Origin of the sequence: Humidesulfovibrio sp. (assembly GCF_031082295.1) — a bacterium.
In the GTDB taxonomy this organism is placed as follows: Bacteria; Desulfobacterota; Desulfovibrionia; order Desulfovibrionales; family Desulfovibrionaceae; genus Humidesulfovibrio.
Genome location: NZ_JAVHLD010000002.1, coordinates 201085 through 220669, shown reverse-complemented (window position 1 = coordinate 220669; position 19585 = coordinate 201085). Strand labels below are relative to the sequence as shown.

Annotated in this window: 14 protein-coding genes and 2 tRNA genes; 9 read left to right on the top strand and 7 right to left on the bottom strand. The window is 63.6% G+C overall.

What is annotated here, in order from left to right; translation table 11 throughout:
* Window positions 1–54 precede the first annotated feature (54 nt).
* Window positions 55–3627 (top strand): efflux RND transporter permease subunit, encoded by a 3573-nt coding sequence (locus RDU24_RS02345; protein WP_308734114.1) that lies wholly within the window; start codon window positions 55–57, stop codon window positions 3625–3627.
* A gap of 285 nt (window positions 3628–3912) precedes the next feature.
* Here the strand turns inward: RDU24_RS02345 and RDU24_RS02340 are convergent, their stop codons facing one another.
* The gene (locus tag RDU24_RS02340) at window positions 3913–4251 is read right to left on the bottom strand and encodes a P-II family nitrogen regulator (protein WP_308734113.1); all 339 of its coding nucleotides are present in this window, start codon (window positions 4249–4251) and stop codon (window positions 3913–3915) included.
* A gap of 17 nt (window positions 4252–4268) precedes the next feature.
* Window positions 4269–5843, bottom strand: coding sequence for an ammonium transporter (locus RDU24_RS02335; RefSeq protein WP_308734112.1), 1575 nt, complete (start codon window positions 5841–5843; stop codon window positions 4269–4271).
* Window positions 5844–6582: 739 nt separating this feature from the next.
* Between RDU24_RS02335 and RDU24_RS02330 the strand changes: the two genes are divergently transcribed.
* The 3 genes from RDU24_RS02330 to RDU24_RS02320 all read left to right on the top strand — a co-directional run bounded on the left by RDU24_RS02330 (window position 6583) and on the right by RDU24_RS02320 (window position 9481).
* On the top strand, window positions 6583–8436 hold the full coding sequence (locus tag RDU24_RS02330) for a potassium transporter Kup (protein WP_308734111.1): 1854 nt from the start codon (window positions 6583–6585) through the stop codon (window positions 8434–8436).
* An 88-nt stretch (window positions 8437–8524) separates the two neighbouring features.
* Entirely contained in the window at window positions 8525–8815 is a 291-nt protein-coding gene (gene tatA / locus RDU24_RS02325) for a twin-arginine translocase TatA/TatE family subunit (protein WP_308734110.1), read from the top strand.
* A 105-nt stretch (window positions 8816–8920) separates the two neighbouring features.
* Window positions 8921–9481: a DedA family protein gene (locus tag RDU24_RS02320; RefSeq protein WP_308734109.1), complete on the top strand. Its 561-nt coding sequence runs from the start codon at window positions 8921–8923 to the stop codon at window positions 9479–9481.
* 27 nt (window positions 9482–9508) lie between these two features.
* Here the strand turns inward: RDU24_RS02320 and RDU24_RS02315 are convergent, their stop codons facing one another.
* The 4 genes from RDU24_RS02315 to RDU24_RS02300 form a co-directional block, all read right to left on the bottom strand.
* The gene (locus RDU24_RS02315; RefSeq protein ID WP_308734108.1) at window positions 9509–10255 is read right to left on the bottom strand and encodes a lipid-binding SYLF domain-containing protein; all 747 of its coding nucleotides are present in this window, start codon (window positions 10253–10255) and stop codon (window positions 9509–9511) included.
* The gene (locus RDU24_RS02310; protein ID WP_308734107.1) at window positions 10252–10653 is read right to left on the bottom strand and encodes an Hpt domain-containing protein; all 402 of its coding nucleotides are present in this window, start codon (window positions 10651–10653) and stop codon (window positions 10252–10254) included. Before RDU24_RS02310 ends, RDU24_RS02315 begins: the two co-directional genes overlap by 4 nt.
* 4 nt (window positions 10654–10657) lie before the next feature.
* Window positions 10658–11647, bottom strand: coding sequence for a chemotaxis protein (locus RDU24_RS02305; RefSeq protein ID WP_308734106.1), 990 nt, complete (start codon window positions 11645–11647; stop codon window positions 10658–10660).
* A 100-nt stretch (window positions 11648–11747) separates the two neighbouring features.
* Window positions 11748–11824 (bottom strand) — tRNA-Arg (locus RDU24_RS02300).
* A 65-nt stretch (window positions 11825–11889) separates the two neighbouring features.
* On the opposite strand from RDU24_RS02300, the gene RDU24_RS02295 reads away from it, so the two are divergent.
* From RDU24_RS02295 to selB, 4 genes are read left to right on the top strand one after another with little or no spacing between them, the layout of a single operon-like run.
* Window positions 11890–13224: a bifunctional folylpolyglutamate synthase/dihydrofolate synthase gene (locus RDU24_RS02295; protein WP_308734105.1), complete on the top strand. Its 1335-nt coding sequence runs from the start codon at window positions 11890–11892 to the stop codon at window positions 13222–13224.
* Window positions 13221–14669, top strand: coding sequence for an L-seryl-tRNA(Sec) selenium transferase (selA, locus tag RDU24_RS02290; RefSeq protein WP_308734104.1), 1449 nt, complete (start codon window positions 13221–13223; stop codon window positions 14667–14669). The genes RDU24_RS02295 and selA overlap by 4 nt, the downstream gene beginning before the upstream one ends.
* A gap of 49 nt (window positions 14670–14718) precedes the next feature.
* Window positions 14719–16104: an aminopeptidase gene (locus tag RDU24_RS02285; protein WP_308734151.1), complete on the top strand. Its 1386-nt coding sequence runs from the start codon at window positions 14719–14721 to the stop codon at window positions 16102–16104.
* A gap of 9 nt (window positions 16105–16113) precedes the next feature.
* Window positions 16114–18030, top strand: a complete 1917-nt coding sequence (gene selB / locus RDU24_RS02280; protein ID WP_308734103.1) for a selenocysteine-specific translation elongation factor — start codon at window positions 16114–16116, stop codon at window positions 18028–18030.
* A gap of 106 nt (window positions 18031–18136) precedes the next feature.
* Here selB and RDU24_RS02275 read toward each other — a convergent pair.
* Window positions 18137–18212: transfer RNA gene (locus RDU24_RS02275), tRNA-His, on the bottom strand.
* 107 nt (window positions 18213–18319) lie between these two features.
* On the opposite strand from RDU24_RS02275, the gene murA reads away from it, so the two are divergent.
* Window positions 18320–19573 carry a UDP-N-acetylglucosamine 1-carboxyvinyltransferase gene (murA, locus tag RDU24_RS02270; RefSeq protein ID WP_308734102.1) on the top strand — a complete coding sequence of 418 codons (1254 nt, stop codon included), beginning with the start codon at window positions 18320–18322 and terminating at the stop codon, window positions 19571–19573.
* The last annotated feature ends 12 nt before the right edge of the window (window positions 19574–19585 follow it).

The window sequence follows — 19585 nt, the reverse complement described above, 5'->3', positions numbered from 1 at the left end:
CAGACCGCATCTCTCCTCACCCCGCCCGTCAGGCGGGCCATCAAGGAACCTGCCATGCACGGCAAGGACGAGAAACTGCTTCTTGAGAAGCACAACACCGCGCGCTTCTTTGTCGAAAATCGGCAAATAGCCCTGGTGCTGCTCGTGGCGATCATGATCTGGGGCGCCGTGAGCTACTTCCGGATGCCGCAGCGCAAGGACCCGGACATCCCCATGCGCGTGGCCGCCGTGACCTGTTCCTGGCCTGGCGCCTCTGCCGAGAAGGTCGAGGATCTGGTGACGCGCCGCCTGGAAGAGAAGATCGCCGAGAACGACAAGGTGGACCGCATCGAGTCCACCACACGCACGGGCCTGGCCGTTGTCATCATCAAGCTGTACGACGAGATCAAAAGCCCCGCGGACGTTTTTGACGACCTGAACCTCAAGCTGGCCTCTGTGAGCGGTCTGCCGGAAGGGGCTGGCCCGGTCAATTTCATCAAGGATTTCGGTGACGCGACGACGCTCATGCTCACCGTGGCCTCCCCGTTGGAGGGCGAGGTGGAGCTGTCCCTGCGCGCAAAGCAGGTGGAGCAGGGCATTCTCAAGCTTCGCGGAGCCGACAACGCCACCTCTGGAGAAAACGCAGGCCGCGTGACGCTGGTGGAGGTCCTGCCGGCCACGGCGACGGAGCCTTCGGTGCGCCGCAAGGTGGAGCTCTTCGCCCGGTACCTCGCGGACAAAGGGCTTGGCGGCGACGTGCGCATGAGCTTCACCCCTGGCCTCGCCCTGCTGGACATGCGCACGGACAAGGACGACGCCGAGATCATTGGGGCCGTGCACCGTTTCATCGAGGATCGCCTGCGCGCCTCGGAGTTCCACCCGGACGCGTGGCCCCCGGCCATCGTGCGCGATCCGTCCAAGGTCGAGCAGGCGCTGGCTCCTGTGGTTGGCAGCCGCTACGGCTACCGAGAGCTTGAGGCGTATACGGATGAGATCATGCGCACCTTGCAGGCCCTGCCGGATGTCTCACGGGTGAACCGCTGGGGCGTGCGCGACGAGGCCGTGTACCTGAACTATTCGCAGGAGCGCCTGGCGGCCTATGGTTTCGGCCCCTGGCGCATCAAGGAGGTTCTTGGCGCGCGCAACATCCGCCAGGGCGGCGGCGTCGTGGAGGCCGCAGGCAAGTCCATGCTGGTGGATCCCTCCGGCGAGATAACGGACGAGCACGAACTGGGCGGTGTGGCCGTGGGCCGGGCCAAGAACGGCGCCCTGGCCTACCTGCGCGACATGGTGGACATTGAGCGCGGCTACCTGAGCCCGCCCGCAAAGCGCCACTACCACGTCGTTCGAAATGCGCAGGGCGACTGGGCGCGCATGCCCGCCGTGACCATCGCCATCACCATGAAAAGCGGCGAACAGATTCGGAAATTTTCCGAGGCGGTGGACGCGACTCTGGGGAACCTGAAGAAGCGCCTGCCGGCCGACCTTGTGTTTTCGCGCACCTCGGACCAGCCTCAGCAGGTGGAGGACAAGGTCGACCTGTTCATGACCAGCCTCTACGAGGCCATCATCCTGGTGGTGCTGGTGTCCTTCGTGGGGTTCCGCGAGTGGCGCTCGGCCCTGCTCATGGCCCTGTCTATCCCCATCACCCTGGCCATGACCTTTGGCATGATGAACCTGCTCGGCATCGACATCCAGCAGATCTCCATCGCCGCGCTGATCCTGGCCCTGGGGCTGCTGGTGGACGACCCGGTGGTGGCCAACGACGCCATCAAGCTGGAGATTCGCGCTGGCAAGAGTTTTGACGTGGCGGCCTGGCTCGGCCCCACCAAGCTCGCCAAGGCCATCATGTACGCCACCATCACGAACATCGTCGCCTACCTGCCGTACCTGATGCTCTCCGGCGACAAGGGCCGCTTCCTGTACTCGCTGCCGGTGGTCATCGGCTGTTCGCTGGTGGCCTCGCGCATCGTGTCCATGACCTTCATCCCGTACATCGCGCAGTACCTGCTGCGGCCCGGCAAGAACGCTGGCAAGAGCTTGTCCGACCTCCGCACCCAGGGCCTCACCGGGCGCTATTACCGGTTGGCCAGCGCGCTCATCGAGCACCGCTTCAAGGCGCTCGCCGTCTCCCTCGTCATCGTGGTCATCGCCTTTGTGATGAAGGCCCAGCTCAAGGACCAGTTCTTCCCCTACGACCTCTCGCACCTGGCCTACGTGGACATCTGGCTGCCCGAGGACGCCTCGGTGCTGGCCACGGACCAGGCCGCGCGCAAGGCGGACCGGCTCATCAGCGAGGCTGCGGCCCAGTATGCCATCGACCACCCGAAGGAAGGCGGCAAGGATCGCAAGGTCCTCAAGTCCATGACAGCCTTCATCGGCGCCGGCGGCCCGCGCTTCTGGTTCTCCGTGACGCCGGAGTTGGGGCAGCCCAACTACGCGCAGATCCTGCTCGAGATCAACAACGTGCACGACACCGAAGGTTTCATGCGCTACCTGCAGCCCAGGCTCACGGCCGAGATGCCGGGCGTGCGCGTCAGCGCCCGCAGGCTGGAGAGCGGTCCGCCCGTGGGCATCCCCGTGCAGCTTCGTCTCTCGGGCGATGACATACCAACGTTGCGAGCCCAGGCCGAGAAGCTGAAGGGCATCCTCCGCGACAGGGACGACACCGACCGCGTGCAGGACAACTGGGGCGCGGAGATCTTTCGGGCGCACCTGAAGATCGACCCGGACAAGGCCGCCCTGGCCGGTGTGACCAATCAGGACGTGGCGCGGTCGTCCGCGGCGGCCATGAACGGGTTCATGGTGACGAGCATGCGCGAGGGCCGCATCGAGGTGCCTGTCTTCGCCCGGTTGCGCATGGAGGAACGGGCCGGCATGGAGGACATCAAGAACCTCTACGTCACCTCCGCCGACGGGTCGGGCAAGGTGCCGCTCGGCCAAATCTCTACGGTTTCCTGGGGACTGGAGACGGAGAAGATTGCCCGGCGCAACCACTTCCGCACCATAACCGTGTCCTGCTTCACCGCGCCCGGCGTGCTCTCAAGCGAGGTCATCCAGGGCATCGCGCCGCAGTTGGAGGCCTTCAAGGCGCAACTGCCGCCGGGCTACAAGGTAGAGATCGGAGGCGAGTACGAGGAGCAGACCAAGGGCTTCGGCGAGATGGGCATGGTCATGGCCGTGTCGATCCTGTCCATCTACCTTGCGCTCCTGTTCCAGTTCAAGAACGCCGTGAAGCCGCTCATCGTCTTTGCAGCGGTGCCCTACGGCATGGCCGGAGCCTTCGGCTCGCTGTTCCTGGCGCGGGCGCCCTTCGGGTTCATGGCCTACCTCGGCATCGTGAGCCTCATGGGCGTCATCGTGAGCCACATCATCGTGCTCTTCGACTTCATCGAGGAGCGGCGGGAGGAGGGCGACGACCTTCGCATGGCCATCCTCGACGCGGGCATCATGCGCCTGCGACCCGTCATGATCACCGTGGCTGCCACGGTCTTTGCGCTCATTCCGCTGGCCCTGCACGGCGGCCCGCTCTGGGAGCCCCTGTGCTACGCCCAGATCGGCGGGCTCACCGTGGCCACCTTCGTCACCCTGCTCATGGTGCCGGTGCTGTACTCCATCGCGGCGTTTGACCTGAAGATCGTGGACTAGCCTCCAGGCCGCTGAAACGCACCATCCGTTGCGTTGCCGCAAAGATTTCAAGCCCTCGCGTATGTGCAATGCGTGTTGGGCTTGAATAATCTCATGCGCCTCGCATCTGACCCCTTTTGAGCGGCCTGGGAGCTGAGTGTGCCGACGGACCGGGGGGAATTACTCCCACTGGCGGTTGCGCGGACATTGAAAGACCCCTGCCTGGGCGTTACAGGCAGGGGCCGGAGTGAAAGGCGGCCGCGCGCGTCCCTCAACACGCACGGCCGCACCGCATGGGAGGGAGAGCTATACCGCCGTCTCGCCGCGCTCGTTGGTGCGAATGCGGACAGCTTCTTCAACGTTGAGGACGAAGATCTTGCCGTCGCCGATGGCGTTGGTGTTGGCGGCTGCGCGTATGGAGTCAACCACGGTGGCCGTGATGGCGTCGGGGACAACCACTTCGATCTTCACCTTGGCCTTGAACACCACCTGATATTCAGCGCCGCGGTACATTTCCACATGACCCTTCTGGCGTCCGTAGCCCTTCACCTCCGTGATGGTCATGCCATGCACGCCGGCCTTGTCCAGGGCGTCCTTGACCTCGTCAAGCTTGTGCGGCTTGATGATCGCTTCAATCTTCTTCATGGCGAATCTCCTTAAGCCTAGCGGTGGGTCTTGTTGATGGAGAACTCGGGGTAGCCGATGACGGCCACTTCCGCCATGTCCAGACCTTCCTGCTCAATCTCGGGGGCCACACGCATCTTCACGAACTTGTTGGAGACCTTGAAGAAGATGAACATGACCACGAAGACGAAGATGATGTTGGTGGTGATGCCGATGAGCTGGGCGAAGAGCTGGCTGGCATCGCCGTAGAACAGGCCGGTGACCGCGCCCTTCACGCCGTTGACGCCGTCGCCGTAGGTGCCGTCGGCGAAGAGGCCAAGAGCCAGCATGCCCCAGGCGCCGTTCACGCCGTGGACGGAGATGGCGCCCACGGGGTCGTCGATCTTGAGTACGTTCTCGATGAACAGGACGCTGATGCAGAGGAGCATGCCGCCAACGCCGCCGATGACGACGGACATGATGGGGGTGACGAAGGCGCAGGGAGCCGTGATGGCGACCAGGCCGGCGAGCAGGCCGTTGGCGGCCATGGAGATGTCGGGCTTGCCGAAGCGTATCCACATGTAGAGCATGGCGGTCATGGCGCCGCCCGCGGAGGCCAGCATGGTGTTGGCGGCCACGACGCCGATGCGCATATCGCCACCTGCCAGGGTGGACCCGGCGTTGAAGCCGAACCAGCCGAAGGCCAGGATGAGGCAGCCGGCGATGGCCATGGGGATGTGGTGGCCGGGGATGGCGTTGGCGGTGCCGTCGGCGCGGAACTTGCCCAGGCGCGGTCCGATGGCGATGGCGCCAGCCAGGGCGGCGACGCCGCCGGTCATGTGCACGACGGAGGAGCCCGCGAAGTCAAGCAGGCCGTGGCCCAGGCCGAAGTTGGCGCCGAGCTGGGACAGCCAGCCGCCGCCCCAAACCCAGTTGGCGTACAGCGGGTACACGAACATGGAAATGAAGAAGCCGTACACGCAGAAGTGCTTCATGGTCCAACGCTCAGCCATTGAACCCGTGGGGATGGTGGCCGTGGTGTCCATGAACACCATCTGGAAGAGGAACATGGTCAGCACGGTGCCGTCGTACACGTCGTTGCCAAGGAAGAAGCCCTTGGTTCCGAACAGGCCGAAGTCCTTACCGAAAAGGTTGATGACGAACTCGGAATCAAGCACGCCGCCGCCACCCAGTGAGGCCGCGCCGCCGCTGCCGCCCATCTGCAGGGCGAAACCGCAAATCCAGAAGCCGAGCATGCCGATGGCGTAGACCATCATGTTCATACCCATGGTGTGGCCCGCGTTCTTGGCGCGGGTGAAGCCCGTCTCGGCCAGGGCGAAACCGGCCTGCATGAACATGACCAGGAAGCCGCAGATAAGCACCCAGGTCATGTTGATGGCGATGCGGTTATGGCCGATGACGTCGGCGAGCTTGGTGGCCAGGGGTTCCGCCGCGGCCATCTTTTCCATGTCCTCGGCGCTTGGTGCGCCGCTGGTAGCGTTGACAACGTCAGCCGCGGTTCCAATTGACGCGCCAGAAGGGTCCGGCTTCGGGGGATCGCCCGCGAAACACGTACCGGTCCCCGCAAGGACGACCAGAGCCAGAGTAAGAGCCAGGAGAATCTTCTTAAACATGATGCCCTCCGAAAAGAAGTGGTGAATACACTTTGCGATGGAGAGCATGAACCGGGCCATTAGTATAACAGTTTGAAATTTAATTATAAATTATTTATACAAACAATGGCGACGTAGTGGGTGTTTCAAATTTGTAAATCAAGCGCTTATGGATACGTCAAGCGATGGCTGTCGAGTGCTCGTGCGTATGTATAATTTCCTGAAATTAAATACAAAATTTTTGTAATATGATTGCTTCGGGCGATGTTATTCGGTGATCGGCTTTGACGTAATGACAGTAATGACTAAAAAGTATAATAATTGAAGTCTGTAATTGTCATCACCTACCTTTTGTTATTAACAAGATTAATTGTTAAATTTATTGTATTTAATCTCATAAAGCAGATTGTGGCCTTGGGATTGATGCTCTGAATGTGCATGGTTTACACCAGCTAACTTTTATTGTTCGGCACGGATTGATAAAAATGTAAATTCACCTATTTCGCTGCTCCGTCGGGTGGACCTCGTTGACAGTGTGGCTTGGCGTTCAGTAAGGATGCAAGCCGCGTTCAGGCACATCCTTAATTGGCAGCATCTTCAGCATGCAGGCCCCAGCCCTGGAGGTTGCCTCAGAGTGACAAATATTTTGCCTGTCTCCGGAACCGATGAATCGCCAAAGCAGACGCCCGAAGACAAGGCTTCTCACAGCATAAGCGAACACTCCGCCCAAGGGCACGACCCCCATGGCCAGGCGCGTACCATGGCCCTGGCCCTGGCGGCCCTTGGCGTCGTGTACGGGGACATCGGCACCAGCCCCTTGTATGCCGTGAAGGAGTGCTTCCACGGCCCGCATGCCATTCCATTGCTCCCCATAAATATAATGGGTGTGCTCTCGCTCATCGTCTGGTCGCTGACCATCGTTGTCAGCATCAAGTATGTCATGTTCGTTCTGCGCGCCGACAACAAGGGCGAGGGCGGCGTTTTCGCCCTGCTGGCGCTGTTGCACAAGGCTGTCGAGGGCAAGAGCAAGGCGAAATATGCCTTGGTGGTATTTTTGGGCATTTTTGGAGCGGCGCTTCTGTATGGCGACGGCATCATCACGCCCGCCATTTCCGTGCTTTCGGCCATGGAGGGTTTGAGCGTCGCCACGGATGCCGCAACGCCGATCATCATCCCCGGCACTTGCCTGGTTCTCATCACGCTGTTCATGATGCAGAAGCACGGCACCGAAAAGATCGGCAAGGTTTTCGGACCGATCATGATCGTTTGGTTCTCCACCCTGGCCGTACTCGGGTTGGTGGCCATCGCCAAGCAACCCGGCATTCTCGCTGCCGTAAATCCCTACTATGCCGTCCTATTCTTTATGGAGAACCACCTCCACGGCATGGTCGTGCTGGGCTCGGTGGTGCTGTGCATCACCGGCGGCGAGGCGCTCTACGCCGACATGGGGCACTTCGGCCGCGTGCCGATCCGGTTGTCCTGGTACTGCATGGTCCTGCCCGCGCTCCTGTTGAATTATTTCGGCCAGGGAGCGCTGCTGCTGGCCGAGCCGGACAAGTCGTTCAACCCGTTTTACGGCCTGGTGCCCGGCTTCTTGCTGTATCCCATGGTCGCCCTGGCCACCATGGCCACGGTCATCGCTTCCCAGGCCATGATCTCCGGCGTGTTCTCGCTGACGCAACAGGCCATGCAGATGGGATTCTGCCCGCGCATGCGCATCGTCAACACCTCGGCCCACACAAAGGGCCAGATCTTTCTGCCCGGCATAAACAACGCCATGATGGTGGCCTGCCTTGGCCTTGTGCTGGCCTTCAAGAGCTCCAGCGGACTTGCGGCGGCCTACGGCATTGCCGTCACCATCGACATGACCATCACCTCGATCTTCTTCTTCTTCGTGATGTCCATGCTTTGGCGCTGGTCTGCCTGGAAGACCGTGCCCCTCCTGGCTCTCTTCCTCCTGTTCGACCTGTCGTTCCTCGGCTCGAACCTCCTCAAGATTCTCGACGGCGGCTGGTTCACCCTCACTGTCGCCGCGATCATCATGACCGCAATGCTGACCTGGCGCGATGGCAAGAAGGGGCTGGGCAAGCAGTTTGCCGCCATGGGGCTGCCCATCAATCTGTTCCTGGAGAGCCTTGTGGCCCTTGACCGGCCCATCCGCATCCCCGGCACGGCAGTGTTCATGTCGGTCTCCACCACCGGCACGCCCATCACCCTTTTGCACCACTACAAGCATATCAAGGTGTTGCACGAGCAGATCATCCTGCTTTCCATCACCTCGACGGAGATGCCCTTTGTGCCGGACGATTCGCGTCTGGAAGTAACCAGCCTTGGGCACGGCTTTTTCCGCATCATAGTGCGCTACGGGTTCATGCAGACTCCGAACGTGCCGGAAATCTTGCGCCTTGCGCGCGCCCACGGCCTTGACATTGAGCTGTCGAACACCACCTTCTTCCTTGGGCGCGAGACGCTGCTCACGGGCGGGCCGACAAAGATGGCGTCCTGGCGGAAGAACCTGTTTGCCTACATGTCGCGCAACGCCTGGAACGCCACAACATTCTTCGGCATTCCTCCCGGGCGAGTGGTGGAACTGGGTAGCCAGGTCGAACTCTAGGATTTCCGCGCCGCCGATGCCCGGGGGGGTTTTCAAACCTCAGCGGGTAGGATATGCTTCAATCCAGCCAAACCCCTTGGAGGCCATCATGCTTGGCGAACTGTTTCAGCCCATGCACCTGCTTCTGATCCTAGTCATTGCCCTGCTGTTGTTCGGACCGGGCAAACTGCCGCAGATTGCGGCCAACCTTGGAAAAAGCATCCGTGAATTCAAGGGCGCCCTGTCTGCTCAGGAAGAAGTCACGGTTGCCCCTCCTGCACAGCAGCCGACCCAGGCCCAGCCGACCCAGGCAGCCCAGGCTGCTCAGCCTCAGGCTGCTCAGCCGCAGGCCGCTCCGGCTCAGGCTGAGGCTCCCAAACAGGAGCAGAAGAGCGCCTAGTGACTGTTTCGCGCTCAAAAAACCGCATCATGCCGGGAGTTCCGGTCCATCCGGGCCGGAACTCCTTCGCGTTCGCAGTCGTCCTTTGAGATCACAGGCGGCAGCGTGGACCTGACCTACTACCTTTCCACCTACGGTTACCTGGCGCTGTTCATCGGCACCTTTCTTGAGGGTGAGACCATCCTCATTATTGCCGGTTTTGCAGCTTTCAACGGGCATTTGTCTTTGCCCTTGTGCATTCTGTCAGCATTTTTGGGGAGCTTCGCCGGAGACCAGACGGCCTTTTACATTGGGCGCTACAACAAGCGTTTTCTGGAAACACGCCTCAAGAAATGGGAATGCCGCATCGAGAGAGTGCATAAACTGCTGGAAAAGCACCAGGTGCTGGTGCTGATATCCTTCCGGTTCTTTTACGGCTTTCGAAACATCACGCCTTTTGCCGTCGGCACCACAAGTATTTCGCCTTGGCGTTTTTTCGCGCTCAACGGCATCGGCGCGGCGATCTGGGCCGTTTCATTTGGTGTCGGCGGGTACTACCTGGGGGATGTGCTGGAGCGCTTCCTTCAGGAAGCCAAGTGGTGGGTGGCCGGTGGCCTGTTCGGCGTCATCATGCTTGTCTGGATCATCAAGACCGTCCGCAATCGGGTGCGTCCGCCCGTCTGCTGACCTCCCGCCCATCTGCCGGAGCGGCGTCTACTTACTCCGAATAATATCTCCCCGAGGCCTTGGCAGGTTCACGTCGAGCGCGCCCCACAGCTCGAATACTTCCAGCCCTGGCGCTTCCTTGCTCTGCATCACGGCCTTCGCGGCTCCATGGCCCTGCCCGTAGTAGGCCTCGGTAAGGCTTTGGTTCAGCGTAAGCAGCGCGCCGCGCATGGCGACTCCGGCCATGAGCCCGACCCCGTCGGTGAAGGCCGCCACCGGGCGGTTTCCTGTGAGCGAGCCTCGCTGGGCCTCTTCGCGAACTCCGAGCGCATCGTATTTTGCGACCACATCGAAGTTCAGCCCATGCTCAAGGATGTCCTCAAACATTCCCCGCTCCTGCACGACAAGTACGAGGCGTTGCTTTTCAAGCCCGATCTGCAGCCCGAACCCGGCCCCGCCGACGCCAACAAAGGCAGGCGAGCCCCAGCCGCCATTGCTGGTGCGGGCCACGATGACGCCGTTTCCGCCGTGTATGGAATAGTAGAATCCCGCCTGGTACACGCCGGGGAGCACAATGACCGCATGGGCGTCTTCAAGGGCGTAGTCGAGAATCTGTTGCCTGGTTGCGGTCCGCAGCTCCTTGAGGGCGCGAGCGGACTCGCGGACCAGATCAGCGCCAAGGTTGCCGCGGTCGCCGGATGGACCTGGAGTGGTCGGCCTGGCAGCTGCGCAGGCGCTGAGCATGATGCCTGCCGTCAGCAGCAGTCCGGCCAGGATGAGTCTTGAACCGGTCATGTAATCCCCGCACGCCGTTTGGCGAGTTCCCCCAGCTTGGACAAGCATTCCTGATAGTCTGTCGGGGCAGGGGCACCCGGGCTGTCCAGCAGCTTGCGCAGCAGGTCAACCCCGTCGAACAAGGCCTGGGTTACGTCCTCGCGCGCGGAAAGTTGGCCCTTGCGCAGGCTGTCCAGAACATTCTCCAACTTATGTGCTGCAGTTTCAAGTGTGCTGAAATGCAGGAGGTTTGCCCCAGCCTTGATGGAGTGGGCATCGCGAAAGACTGCGTTCAGGAGGTCCGCTTGCGGTGCGCGGGCGGTTCGTTCCAGTTCAAGCAGCCCGGACTCCAGGGCGACAATGCGCTCTGAGGCCTCCTCCACAAAGGCGGCCAACACTTCCGGGTCGGTTTCAAGCATGGTGCTACCCCCGATTGCGTTCATACTCCTGCACCAGCTGCACTGCCGTTTGTGGAATGCTTTCCAGGTCGGGCTTGGAGATCTGGCGGTCGGCACCGACGGATTGGCCCTTGTGGCGCAGTTCAGCGGTGATGATGGATGAGTACAACACAACAGGCAGGTCGCGCAATACAGCGTCGTGCTTGATGTTCTTGGTCAGGGTGAAGCCATCCATAAGGGGCATCTCGATGTCGGAGATGACGATGTCCAAAAAGTCGTGAATGGGCCTGCCCTCGGCAGCGGCCTGACGGGCCAGCGCGCGTGCGGTTTCCAGGGCCTCGTGCCCGTTTGAGGTGATGGTCGGCGTGATGCCTGCGCGGGTCAGGCTTTTTTGCAGCATCAGGCGGATGGTGGCGGAGTCATCGGCCACCAGGGCCTTCAGCTCTCGATGCGCCACGAATGCTTCGACCGAAGTATCGAATTCTTGTGCTGGCGAAAGGTCCGCGATGATGGTCTCAAGGTCCAGCAATTGGATGAAGTGTCCATCCCGCTCCACAAGGCCGATGATGGCCTGGATGCCGGTTTTGGGCAGATAGCCGTCGGGCGGGATGACCTCGGGCCAGCCCACGCGATGGATGCCAGTTACCCCAGAGACCACAAACCCGGTGACAGCCTTGCTGAACTCGGTGACGATGACGTTGTCCAGCGGAGCGGGCGCCTTATTGATGTTCAGCCACACAGCCAGGTCGATGACGGGCAGGATGTGGCTGCGCAGGGGAATGATGCCCCTGAAGCTCGGGTGGGTAGCTCCCGGCAGAGGCTCAAGGCCAGGGCTCTCGATGACCTCCATGACCTTGGCCACGTTGACGCCAAAGGAGTGCCGCTCGCCCTGGCCACCTGGGCCAGCGTCACTGTCGATGTGGAACTCCAAAATCTCCAGCTCGTTGGTGCCGGTGTCGAGCAGGATGCCAGTCTGCATGACATCGGCGCTGGTGTCGGCTTTCTGGTTTTTCATACTGTGTTTGTACAATGCCCGCAGGGATGTGTCCAGCATTGCGCATGAAATAGTCGGCCAAACCGAAAAATTTGTGTCCGGGGAGGGGTTCTGGTAGAAATGGCGTGCCAGGAAGGATTCGAACCCTCGACCGACGGCTTAGAAGGCCGTTGCTCTATCCACCTGAGCTACTGGCACGCACGGGGAACAATTCACTAAACAAGCTGCGGGGCGCGGTCAAGGGCCGTGTCCAAAGGTCGTCCGTGACGAAAGCGCCTAACTTTCCTGATTTCATAGAACACCTGGAGAATCTGGGCCTGTTCCACATGGATCTTGGCCTGGACCGCATGGCCGCCTTTGTGGCGCGCGCCGGTCGTCCGCGCTTTCCCGTGCTGCATGTGGTCGGCACCAACGGCAAGGGCTCCACCGCCACGATTCTGGCCGAGCTGCTCCGCGCCCACGGCCTGCGCGTTGGGCTCTACACCAGCCCGCATTTCGTCAGCGTCCGCGAACGAATACTTGTGGACGGCGCCCTGCTGTCAGAGGAAACCTGGGCGCGCCTGGGCGCCGAAGTGCTGAGCCGGACCGAGGGCCTCGGCCTTACCTATTTCGAGCTGCTCACCGCGCTGGCCGTCCTGGCCTTCGAGGACGCGAAGTGCGACGTGGCGGTGATGGAGGCCGGGCTTGGGGGGCGCTATGACGCCACCAATGTGCTGGCCCCGGCGCTCACGGTGTTCACCCCCATCGGGCTTGACCACCAGAATGTCCTCGGCAACACCCTGGCCGAGATAGCGCTGGACAAGGCCGGGGCAATGCGGACGGGCGGGCTGGCCATCACCGCGCACCAGGAGCCGGAGGCCATGGCCGTGCTGCGGCGCGTGGCCGCGGAAGTCGGCTCGGAGCTGGTCAGCGTGGGCGAGGTGCTCTCCTACTCGCGCGCCAAGGGCCGCGTGGCGCCCGCCCCGAACGGCAAGGTCTTCGCGCCGCACATGACCGGCCTGCGCCTTGGCCTGCCCGGACTGCACCAGCAGGAGAACGCGCGCCTGGCCCTGGCGGCGTTTACGGTTTGGGCCGCGCGGCTCCGCCTGCCGGTCATCGAGGCCGCCTGCCGAGACGCCTTTGCCCAGGCGTTCATCCCGGGCCGCATGCAGCATGTTCCTGCCGGAGCGGGGCTGCCGGAGCTCATCCTGGATGGGGGGCACAACGCCCACGGGTTGGCGGCCCTCAAGGCCTCGCTCGATGCGGACGGCATCCGGCCTGGCGCCGTGGTGTTCGGCTGCCTGCGCGACAAGCCGCTGGACGCCATGCTGCCGCTGGTGCGCAGCCTCACCACGGGCGCGGTCATGGCGGCGGGGATCCCGAGCTGCCCGCGCTCCTGCGAACCGGATGAGCTTGCCGGTCTCCTTGGTCCGGGGGCCGTGCCCGCTCTCGACGTGAACGCAGCCCTTGCGGCGCTGGCGAATTGTGCCGGTCCTGTTCTTGTCTGTGGTTCCTTGTATTTACTGGGCGAGTTTTATACTAATCACCCTGGCCTGCTGGAGCGCCCGGAACATCTCCGCGGCAAAGCCGCCTCGTCCCCATTGGAGGATCTGCCGTGAGCACACTTTTTCGCCACCTTCCCGCCGTTGACCAGTGCCTGGCCGCCCTGGCCGCGGACACCGTCCGCATCGGCAAGACGGCGCAGCCGGTCCTGCAGGGCGTTCCGCGTCCGCTGGTCAAGGATCTGGTCAACTCCTTCCTCGACCTCGTGCGCGAGGAGATCCGCGCCGGTGCCTTTTCCGACGCGGCGCAGCTTTCGCTCACCGCGCTCTATCCGCGCATGCTGGCCTTTGTGCGCCAGGGGGCCAAGCCCCGCTTTCGCCGCGTGCTGAACGGCACCGGCGTGGTCGTGCACACCAACATGGGACGCTCGCTCCTGGCCCGAGAGGCCGTGGCCGCAGTGGCCGAGGCCGCCGCGCACTATTCCAATCTCGAGTTCGACCTCGCCACTGGGGAGCGGGGAAGCCGCTACTCCCATGTGGAGGCGCTGCTCTGCCGCCTTACCGGGGCCGAGGCCGCGCTGGTGGTGAACAACAACGCGGCCGCCGTGCTCATCGTGCTGGACACCCTGTGCAAGGGCCGCGAGGTCATCGTCTCGCGCGGGCAGCTGGTCGAGATCGGCGGGAGCTTCCGCATCCCCGAGGTCATGGCCAAGAGCGGGTGCATCCTGCGCGAGGTCGGCGCCACCAACCGCACGCACCTGCGCGACTACGAAGCCGCCATCGGCTCGGAAACCGCGGCCCTCATGAAGGTCCACACCTCCAACTTCCGGCAGGTGGGCTTCGTGAAGGAGGTGCCGCTGGGCGAACTCAAGACCCTGGCCTCCACCTTCGGCCTGCCGGTCATCGAGGACCTGGGCAGCGGCAGCCTCATGCGTTTCGAGGCCGACGGCCTGCCCGGCGAGCCATCGGCCAGCGAGGCCATAGCCGACGGCGCGGACGTGGTCACCTTCTCCGGGGACAAGGTCTTGGGTGGGCCGCAGGCGGGCATCATCGTCGGACGCCGCGAGTTCATCGAGCGCATCAAGAAGAATCCGCTGAACCGCGCCCTGCGCATCGACAAGCTGACCGTGGCGGCCCTGGAGGCCACCCTGCGGTTGTACCTGGACCCGGAGCTGGCCAAGGCCGGGGTGCCCACCCTGGCCATGATGACCCGACCGCTTTCGAGTCTGCGCGCCCAGGCCTCGCGCCTGGCCGGGCTTTTACGGAAGCACCTGTCCGCCAGCCTCGACGGGCGGCTCGATGTGGCCGTGCGGCGGGGCGTGTCACGCGTGGGCGGCGGGGCCTTCCCCGAGGCCGACCTGCCCACGGAGCTGGTGGCGCTTCGCCTCAACGAGGGCTCGCGGCTGAGCATCGACGGGCTGCGCCAGGCGCTTCTGGCCACGGACCCGCCGCTGGTGGGCCGCGTGGAGGATGGGGCCTTTTGCCTGGACCCGCGCACGCTGGATATTTCCGAGCACGCCCTGGTTCTTGACGCCTTGCGTCAGGCCCTGGGCGATGACTGAAGCACCACGGAACGACACCTGAACCCCCTGGAGCATATTCGTGAGCAAAATGAAGCCAGAACTGGGGCATGAGTCCCGCAACTGCTGGGATGTTTATGCCTCCGCTGCCGACCGCAAGGCGCTGAACGCCTGCGCCGACGCGTACATCCGCTTTCTCTCCACCTGCAAGACCGAGCGCGAGACCATCGAGTACGTGCTCGACGCCGTGAAGAAGGCCGGGTTCAGCGAGACGCTGACCGCCAAGACCAAGGCCTACGCCCGCGTGCTGCGCGGCAAGTCCATCCTGCTGGTGCGGCGCGGGCGCAAGCCGCTGTCCCAGGGCTTCCGGCTCATTGGCGCGCATGCCGACACGCCGCGCATCGACCTGAAGCAGCACCCCCTGTACGAGGACACCGACCTGGGCCTCATGAAGACCCACTATTACGGCGGCATCCGCAAATACCAGTGGCTGGCGCGCGAGCTGGCCCTGCACGGCGTGGTGGTCAAGAAGGACGGCACCGTCGTGAATGTCTGCGTGGGCGAGGAGCTGTCCGACCCGGTGCTGACCATCACCGACCTTCTGCCGCATCTGGCCCAGAAGCATGCGGAACAGAAGGTCTCCGACGCCTTTGAGGCCGAGAAGCTGAACGCCGTTGTGGCGCACGAGCCCGCCAACCCGGGCGACCCCAAGCACGCCAAGGACAAGGAGCGCGTGCGGCAGCGGGTGCTGGAGCTCTTGAACAAGCGCTACGGCGTCACCGAGAGCGACCTGTTCAGCGCCGAGCTGCAGCTGGTGCCCGCCGGACCCGCCCGCAGCGTCGGGCTCGACGGTTCCATGATCGGCGGATACGGCCATGACGACCGCTCCTGCGTGTTCGCCGGATTGCAGGCGCTCTTGGCCGAGAAGACACCGGAGCACACCCAGTTGGTGCTGTTCTGGGACAAGGAGGAGATCGGCAGCGAGGGCGGCACCGGCGCGCAGTCCCTGTTCTTCGAGTACGCCGTGGCCGACCTGCTGGCGGCCTGGGAGCCCAAGGCGCGGCTGTCCGAGGTGTTCCAGCGCGGCATGGCCATCAGCGCGGACGTGAACGCCGCCGTTGACCCGGACCACCTGGACGTTTTCGAGAAGCGCAACGCCGCGTACATCGGCTACGGCCCGTGCTTCAACAAGTTCACCGGACACCGCGGCAAGGTCGGGGCCAACGACGCGCACCCGGAATACGTGGCCTATCTGCGCAACATTCTGGACAAGGCCGGGGTGCCCTGGCAGATGGCCGAGCTGGGCAAGGTCGATCTGGGCGGCGGCGGCACGGTGGCCAAGTTCCTGGCCGTGTACGGCATGGACGTCATCGACATGGGGCCAGCTGTTTTGTCCATGCACAGCCCGTTTGAGGTGCTGGGCAAGGCCGACCTTTACGCCACGGTGCTGGCCTTCCGCGCCTTCCTGAAGAGCTAGGAGACATCAATGCCGGTCATCATGGGCACCGCCGGGCATATCGACCACGGCAAGACGACGCTGGTCAAGGCCCTCACGGGCATCGACTGCGACCGCCTGGCCGAGGAGAAGAAGCGCGGCATCACCATCGAGCTTGGCTTCGCCTTCATGGAACTGCCGGGCGGCAAGTCTGGCGTGAAGAGGCTTGGCGTGGTGGACGTGCCTGGCCACGAACGCTTCGTGAAGAACATGGTGGCGGGCGCCGCGGGCATCGACTTCGTGGTGCTGGTCATCGCCGCGGACGAGGGCATCATGCCCCAGACCCGCGAGCACCTGGAAATCTGCTCGCTGCTTGGCATCACCACGGGCGTCGTGGCCCTCACCAAGGTCGACATGGTGGAGCCGGACTGGCTCATGATGGTGGAGGAGGAGGTGGCCACCTACCTCAAAGGTTCATTCCTCGAAGGTTCGCCCATCCTGCCCGTGTCCGCCCACACCGGGGCGGGCCTGCCGGAACTCAAGGCCGAGCTGGCCAAGCTCGTCGATGCCTTCCAGCCCCATCGCCGCTCGGACCTGTTCCGTCTGCCGGTGGACCGCGTGTTCACCATGAAGGGCTATGGCACCGTGGTCACCGGCACGCTGGTGTCCGGCAAGATCAAGGTGGGCGAGGACGTGACCGTGTTCCCCAAGGGGCTGGCCACCAAGGTGCGCACCCTGCAATCCCATGGCGCCCAGGTGGAGGAGGTCGCCGCCGGCAGCCGCACGGCGGTGAACCTGTCCGGCCTGGAGGTGGAGGAGCTCTCGCGCGGGGACGTGCTGGCCCGGCCCGGCTCGCTGTTTCCCAGCCTTTCCTGGGACGTGGAGCTGACCTGCCTGAAGTCTTCGCCCAGGTCCATCAAGCACCGCAAGGAAGTGCACTTCCACCACGGCGCGCGCGAGGTCATGGCCAGGGTCTACATGCTGGAGGGCGAGGCGCTCGAACCGGGCCAGACCGCCATCTGCCGCATCCGCTTTACCGAGCCCCTGGCCGGGGTGTTCGGCGACCGCGTGGTGGCGCGCTCTTTTTCGCCGCTCAGGACCATCGCCGGCGGGCGGCTGCTGTCGCCCCTGCCGCACCGGGTGAAGCGTTTTTCCCCGGCTGTGGAGACCTTGCGCAGCCTGGGCGCTTCAGCCCCGGAGGACATCGTGCTGGCGCAGCTTGAGCTGGCGGCCAACGCCGGGCTGTCCTTCGCGCAGTTGCTGGTTGCCAGCAGCATGGAATCCAAGGCGCTGGAAAAGGCGCTGCAGCTCATGGGCGGGCGGCAGGAGGCCTTTCTCATCGACCGCGAGGCACGCGTCTACGTGTCGGGCAAGGTTGTCCAGGCGTTGTCAGAGGGCCTGCTGGCGCATCTGGCCGACTTCCATTCGCGCGAGCCCATGAAGCCAGGCGTTGCGCGCGGCGGGCTCGCCTCCACCTGGGGCAAGCGCCTGAGTCCGAAGCTGTTCCACCTGGTGCTGGAAGGCCTGCTGCGCAAGGGCGCCATAGCCGCGGACCAGGAAATGTTGCGCCTGCCCGGGCACAAGGTGTCGCTCGCCTCGGACGCCGCGAGCCTGCGCCAGAAGCTTCTGGACGCCTACACCGCGGGAGGCCTGACCCCGCCGAACATGAAGGACGTGCTTGAACCCCTGGACCTGACCTTCAAGGAGGCGGCGCCGGTGTTCAAGGTTCTGCAGGACGAAGGGCTGCTCGTGAAGATCAAGGAGGAGATGTACTTCGACGCCACTTCCGTGGCGGGCCTGATCGAAAAGGTCGTGGCCTTCTTCGCCACGCACGAGGACATGCACCCGCAGGATTTCCGCGAGGTGTCCGGTTTGTCGCGCAAGTACGCCATTCCGCTCCTGGAGTATTTCGACAAGGAAAAGCTCACCGTGCGCGTGGGCGACAACCGCAAGCTGCGCAAGCGCTAGCCATGGGCATGGAGCTTGATTTTTTGGCCCGGCTCAAGCACAGTCCGGTCGCTGTGAAGGGCAAAAGAAAAGGCCCCGTTTTGCGCGGGGCCTTGTTGTTCTCAAGTGGGGTGAATGAAGGGGCTTGAACCCTCGGCCCCCAGGGCCACAACCTGGTGCTCTGCCAACTGAGCTACATTCACCTCAAGAGGAAAAGTTCTCTATCCGATGGCCCTGCGGCGGTCAAGGACAAAATCCTGAAAATTATCCTGCCCGACGCGTAGCGGGCCGGGAAACACAAGGACACATCATGGATAAGCTCATCATCGAAGGCGGCCATCCCCTCAAGGGGACCATCAACGTCAGCGGCTCCAAGAACGCGGCCCTGCCCATCCTCATCGCCTGCCTGCTGGTCAAGGGCACCGTGCGCCTGACCAACGTGCCCCGCCTGCGCGACATTTTTACCACCCTGAAACTGTTGAACATCCTGGGCTGTGAGACGACCTTCGAGGGCAACACCGTCACGGCCAAGGTTACGGAGCTGAAGCACGAGGCCCCGTACGAACTGGTCAAGACCATGCGCGCCTCGGTGCTCTGCCTTGGGCCGCTTCTGGGCTTCCTGGGCGAGGCCAAGGTGGCCCTGCCCGGCGGCTGCGCCATCGGCGCCCGGCCCGTGGACCTGCACCTGAAGGCGCTGGAACGCATGGGCGCCCGCTTCATCCTGGATTCCGGCTACATCCACGGCGTTTGCGGCTCGCTCATCGGCGCGCGCATCGTGTTCGACTTCCCGACTGTGGGCGGCACCGAGAACCTGCTCATGGCCGCCAGCGTGGCCAAGGGCTGCACCATCCTTGAGAACTGCGCCCGCGAGCCCGAGGTGGTCGACCTGGCCAATTTCCTCATAGCCTGTGGTGCCCGCATCCGGGGCGCCGGCACGGCGGTCATCGAGGTGGAAGGCGTGCGCGAGCTGAAGGGCTGCGAGTACCGCGTCATGCCTGACCGCATCGAGGCCGGGACCTATCTTGTGGCCGGGGCCATCACCGACGGCGAGCTGACCCTGGTGGACTGCCCGCTGGAGGAGCTCGACGCGCTTGTCTCCAAGCTGCGTGAAATGAACGTCCAAGTGGAGCGCCAGGAGGGCGGCACCGTGCTGGTGCGCCGCGGTGGCGAGCTCGTCGGCGTGGATGTGACCACCCAGCCGCACCCCGGCTTCCCCACGGACATGCAGGCCCAGCTCATGGCTCTCATGTGCGTGGCCGCCGGCACGGGCTCCATTCAGGAGAAGATCTTCGAGAACCGCTTCATGCACGTGTCCGAGCTTGGCCGCATGGGTGCGCGCATCTCGCTCAAGGACCGCACCGCCATGGTGCGCGGCGTGCCGCAACTTGTTGGCGCGCCGGTGATGGCGTCCGATCTGCGCGCCAGCGCGTCCCTCGTCCTGGCCGGACTTGTCGCCCAGGGCACCACCGAGGTCCAGCGCATCTACCACCTGGATCGTGGCTACGAGCGCATGGAGGAAAAGCTGTCCGCCGTGGGCGCGCGCATCCGCCGCGAAAAGGAATAGCAGGGCAAGAGC

Coding starts and splice junctions, on each gene's coding strand:
- RDU24_RS02335 (WP_308734112.1), bottom strand. CDS start 5,843: ATGTTTAAGAAGATTCTCCTGGCTCTTACTCTGGCTCTGGTCGTCCTT.
- selB (WP_308734103.1), top strand. CDS start 16,114: ATGCCGGTCATCATGGGCACCGCCGGGCATATCGACCACGGCAAGACG.
- RDU24_RS02340 (WP_308734113.1), bottom strand. CDS start 4,251: ATGAAGAAGATTGAAGCGATCATCAAGCCGCACAAGCTTGACGAGGTC.
- RDU24_RS02315 (WP_308734108.1), bottom strand. CDS start 10,255: ATGACCGGTTCAAGACTCATCCTGGCCGGACTGCTGCTGACGGCAGGC.
- RDU24_RS02310 (WP_308734107.1), bottom strand. CDS start 10,653: ATGCTTGAAACCGACCCGGAAGTGTTGGCCGCCTTTGTGGAGGAGGCC.
- RDU24_RS02285 (WP_308734151.1), top strand. CDS start 14,719: ATGAAGCCAGAACTGGGGCATGAGTCCCGCAACTGCTGGGATGTTTAT.
- RDU24_RS02330 (WP_308734111.1), top strand. CDS start 6,583: ATGGCCCTGGCCCTGGCGGCCCTTGGCGTCGTGTACGGGGACATCGGC.
- tatA (WP_308734110.1), top strand. CDS start 8,525: ATGCTTGGCGAACTGTTTCAGCCCATGCACCTGCTTCTGATCCTAGTC.
- murA (WP_308734102.1), top strand. CDS start 18,320: ATGGATAAGCTCATCATCGAAGGCGGCCATCCCCTCAAGGGGACCATC.
- RDU24_RS02305 (WP_308734106.1), bottom strand. CDS start 11,647: ATGAAAAACCAGAAAGCCGACACCAGCGCCGATGTCATGCAGACTGGC.
- RDU24_RS02345 (WP_308734114.1), top strand. CDS start 55: ATGCACGGCAAGGACGAGAAACTGCTTCTTGAGAAGCACAACACCGCG.